The 4,364-nt window shown below is 40.7% G+C and carries 4 protein-coding genes; 2 read left to right on the forward strand and 2 right to left on the reverse strand.

All coding sequences use genetic code 11. The features are described from left to right. Positions 1–67: 67 nt before the first annotated feature. On the reverse strand, positions 68–1,429 hold the full coding sequence (locus J416_RS12455) for a PFL family protein (protein WP_003472921.1): 1,362 nt from the start codon (positions 1,427–1,429) through the stop codon (positions 68–70). Positions 1,430–1,445: 16 nt separating this feature from the next. After that, a complete protein-coding gene (locus J416_RS12460) occupies positions 1,446–1,718 on the reverse strand; it encodes an ACT domain-containing protein (RefSeq protein ID WP_003472923.1) in 273 nt (90 codons plus the stop codon). A gap of 125 nt (positions 1,719–1,843) precedes the next feature. Between J416_RS12460 and J416_RS12465 the strand changes: the two genes are divergently transcribed. Continuing rightward, positions 1,844–2,572 carry a Cof-type HAD-IIB family hydrolase gene (locus J416_RS12465; protein WP_003472925.1) on the forward strand — a complete coding sequence of 243 codons (729 nt, stop codon included), beginning with the start codon at positions 1,844–1,846 and terminating at the stop codon, positions 2,570–2,572. 162 nt (positions 2,573–2,734) lie between these two features. Beyond that, complete coding sequence (gndA, locus tag J416_RS12470) at positions 2,735–4,153, forward strand: NADP-dependent phosphogluconate dehydrogenase (protein ID WP_003472926.1); 1,419 nt, start codon at positions 2,735–2,737, stop codon at positions 4,151–4,153. Positions 4,154–4,364 lie beyond the last annotated feature (211 nt).

Consider the following 4,364-nt stretch of genomic DNA (forward strand, 5'->3'; position numbering starts at 1 on the left):
AAAAAAAGTACGTGATATCGTGCAAAGTAAGTACATCAATCATGCTCCTGCTATATGATATCAATGATTAGTTTGTTAAAGATTGCAATGGTGCTGGGATACGTCCACCGCGATTGATGAGCTTGTCCGAATGGTAGTTATTCACGCCAATGACTGGAGCGCGTCCTAAGAGGCCACCAAACTCTACGGTGTCTCCTTCCGTTTTACCAATCACAGGAATGACGCGAATGGCTGTTGTTTTTTTATTAATCATACCGATCGCTGCTTCATCGGCAATAATTGCGCCTAGTGTTTCTGCGCTAACATGACCGTCAAGTGCAATCATATCTAAACCGACGGAACAGACACAGGTCATCGCTTCTAACTTCTGTAAGTCGAGCGCATCTTCTTCAATGCCACGAATCATGCCATTATCTTCACTAACTGGAATGAATGCTCCGCTTAAACCACCGACATATGAACTAGCCATTGCTCCGCCTTTTTTCACTGCATCATTCATTAAGGCAAGAGCGGCAATTGTCCCGTGTGTACCTACTCGTTCTAAGCCGATTTCTTCTAAGATTTCTGCGACACTATCATTCATCGCATTGGTAGGTGCAAGTGATAAGTCCATGATGCCAAAAGGTACTTGTAACCTCTCAGCAACAACACGACCAATTAATTCACCAGCTCTCGTGATTTTAAAAGCGGTGCGTTTAATGACATCAGACACTTCACCTAAATCAGCATTTGGATATTGCTTTAAAGCATTAAGTACAACACCAGGCCCGCTAACTCCAACGCTCAAGACAGCTTCTCCTTCACCAGCACCATGGAAAGCACCAGCCATAAATGGGTTATCTTCAACGGGATTACAAAACACCACCAGCTTAGCACAGCCAATGCTATTTTCATCTTTTGTTAATTCAGCTGTCCGCTTTATCGCTTGTCCCATTTGTGAAACGGCATCCATATTAATTCCAGTTCTCGTCGTTGCCACAGAAATGGATGCACATACACGTTCCGTTTGACTTAATGCTTCAGGTAAGGCGTCTAGTAACACTTGATCACCTTTAGAAATGCCTTTATGTACCAGAGCCGAGTATCCACCGATAAAGTCAACACCTAATGAACGTGCGGCATCATCTAGTGTTTTTGCTAAATCAATCGCTTGTTGTTTGTTCGCATGTCCTAATAATTCAGCAATTGGGGAGATGGCAATTCGTTTGTTAATAATCGGCACACCATATTCTTTAGCCACTTGGTTGGCAGTGGTTTGTAAGTTTTCAGCATAGCTCGTAATTTTTTGATACACATTTTGTTTCACTTGTTCAAAATCTTGATCTGCACAATCGCGTAAACTAATCCCCATGGTCACTGTGCGAATATCTAAGTGCTCCATCTCGACCATGCGAATCGTCTCTTGTATTTCAGTAAAAGCGATCGCCATAGTAGTCCCTCCTTGATTAGATCCGATGCATTGCCTGGAATACATCTTCAAGTTGAATATTGATATTCAAGCCGAGTTCTTGCTCTACTGGTTGAAATTTTTGTTCCAATGCTTCCAAGTTACTGGGATCTTGTATATCAATTAACATAATCATTGTAAAAAAATCTTGTAATATCGTTTGACTAATATCTAAAATATTGATCTCATTATCAGCCAACACCGTTGTCACTTTGGCAATAATTCCTGTTTGGTCCTTGCCAACGACACTCACTACTGCACGTCTTTGCATGGTATCACCTCTTTTTCAGTATTAAGCGTATGATTTTATTTTACCCAATAACTTGTGTTTTTGCGAAATTTTTTGATTTAGCATAAAATATAAGAGAATGTCGATCGATGAGAGAGGAGCATTCTATGAAAAAAGATATCCGATTAATAGCACTTGATATGGATGGTACATTGCTGACGGATGATCAGCAAGTAACCGAACGAACGAAACAAGCGATTCAGATGGCCCGAGAAAAAGGAATTGAGGTCGTGATTTCCACAGGTCGTCATTATAGTACGAGTGCTGAAGTCGCCAAAGCACTTGATATTCATTATTTAATAACTGTCAATGGCAGTGAAATCTGGACGATGACAGGTGAATTAATTGCCCGACAACAACTTGATCCGTCCATTATTGCTCGGTTAGTCGAATTAAAGGAAGAGCATGGCACTTGGGCATGGATGTCCTCGACAGAGAATGTGTGGCGCGGTGAAGTCCCAGAAGATATTGCAGCACATCAATGGCTGAAATTTGGTTTTGATACAGAGACTATGGAGGCTAGAGATCGATTAATGGAGGCTTTAGCCGATTGGGAAGACATCGAATTGAGTAATTCCAGTCCGACCAATATTGAAGTAAATGCAATTGGTGTTAATAAAGCTGCTGCTATTGAGGTAATTGGCGAACGTATCGGCGTGTCGATGGGACAAGTGATGGCCGTTGGTGACAGTTTAAATGATATCAAAATGATTGAACAAGCTGGGATTGGTGTTGCCATGGGAAATGCACAAGACACGGTGAAAGAAGTCGCAGATTGGGTGACAAGCGACAATCACCAGCACGGTGTAGCCAAGGCCATAGAAGAATGGGTATGATAACCTCATGAATTGCTATTACTTGCAGTCTCAGTAAGGATGTAATAAGGTGAAAGTTGTAATAAAACGTAACAGTTAACTACAATATCATTCGAATTCATGGTAAAATGTATAATTGGAATGATACATACCGATATCTTGTAAAAAGGAGCGAATAAAAGGATGTCAAAACAACAATTTGGTGTAATTGGTCTTGCGGTTATGGGAAAAAACCTAGCTTTAAACGTAGAGAGCCGTGGCTATTCCGTATCCGTTTTTAACCGTACGTATGCAAAAACGGAAGAATTTTTGAACAAGGAAGCAAAAGGGAAAAATTTCTTTGGCGCTGAAACGATTGAAGAATTTGTTGAATCGCTAGAAAAACCTCGTAAAATTATGATTATGGTTAAAGCGGGACCAGCGACTGACGCAACGATTGCTACATTAAAACCACTACTTGATAAAGGCGATATTATCATTGATGGAGGAAATACCTTCTATCAAGACACAATCCGTCGTAATGCAGAGCTAGATGAGTCCGGTATACACTTTATCGGTACTGGTGTATCTGGCGGGGAAGAAGGGGCGCTAAATGGTCCTTCTATTATGCCAGGTGGACAAAAAGAAGCTTATGATAAAGTCGCACCTATTTTTGAAGCAATTTCAGCAAAAGTAGAGGGCGATCCTTGTGTGACTTACATTGGCCCGAATGGTGCCGGCCATTACGTAAAAATGGTGCACAATGGTATTGAATATGGAGATATGCAACTAATTTGTGAAGCATACTTTATTATGAAGCATGTACTTGGCTTAAGTACAGATGAATTGCATGAAGTATTTGCTGAATGGAACAAGGGTGAGCTTGATAGCTACTTAATTGAAATTACCTCTGATATCTTTACGAAAAAAGATGAAGAGACAGGTAAACCAATGGTAGATGTGATCCTAGACACAGCTGGACAAAAAGGAACAGGAAAGTGGACAAGCCAAAGTGCCCTTGATTTAGGTGTTCCTTTACCAGTGATTACAGAATCCGTATTTACACGTTTTATCTCGGCTATGAAAGAAGAACGTGTAGCAGCTAGCAAAGTATTACAAGGCCCTTCTGCTGGTGATAAGCCGTATGAAGGAGATAAAGATGAGTTAATCGAAGCTATTCGCCAAGCGCTTTACATGAGTAAAATTGTTTCTTATGCACAAGGTTTTGCACAAATGCGTGCAGCTTCTGAAGAAAATGATTGGAACTTGCGCTATGGCAATATTTCAATGATTTTCCGTGGTGGTTGCATTATCCGTGCGCAATTCTTACAGAAAATTAAAGAAGCATATGACCGTGATCCAAACCTTGCCAACTTATTACTTGATCCATACTTCAAAGGCATCGTTGAAAGCTATCAAACATCTTTACGTAAAGTACTTTCGATTGCAATGGAACGTGGTATTCCAGTACCAGGGTTTGCAAGTGCATTGGCTTATTATGACAGCTATCGTACAGAAACATTGCCAGCAAACCTATTACAAGCACAACGTGACTACTTCGGCGCTCACACCTATCAACGTATAGACAAAGAAGGCGTCTTCCATACAGAATGGTTAGATTAATCAGTACAAAGCCCACTTGCATGTATAAGCAAGTGGGCTTTTTTTTAGTTTCATGATTGAAAATACGCTCGCTTTGTTGCGTTTGCATTGAACAGAAGAATGATGCGTTTGCTTTACTGGGAAAACTAGTTAGAACCACGTGCAGATTTCCCAGTAATTCGTGATTTACTGGGAAAACTAGTTAGAACCATGTGCAGATTTCCCAGTAATT

The organism is Gracilibacillus halophilus YIM-C55.5 (assembly GCF_000359605.1).
In the GTDB taxonomy this organism is placed as follows: domain Bacteria; phylum Bacillota; class Bacilli; order Bacillales; family Amphibacillaceae; genus Gracilibacillus; species Gracilibacillus halophilus.

Bases quoted from the DNA above. Each gene is read 5' to 3' on its own strand.
- J416_RS12455 (WP_003472921.1), bottom strand. From the start codon at position 1,429: ATGGCGATCGCTTTTACTGAAATACAAGAGACGATTCGCATGGTCGAG.
- J416_RS12460 (WP_003472923.1), bottom strand. From the start codon at position 1,718: ATGCAAAGACGTGCAGTAGTGAGTGTCGTTGGCAAGGACCAAACAGGA.
- J416_RS12465 (WP_003472925.1), top strand. From the start codon at position 1,844: ATGAAAAAAGATATCCGATTAATAGCACTTGATATGGATGGTACATTG.
- gndA (WP_003472926.1), top strand. From the start codon at position 2,735: ATGTCAAAACAACAATTTGGTGTAATTGGTCTTGCGGTTATGGGAAAA.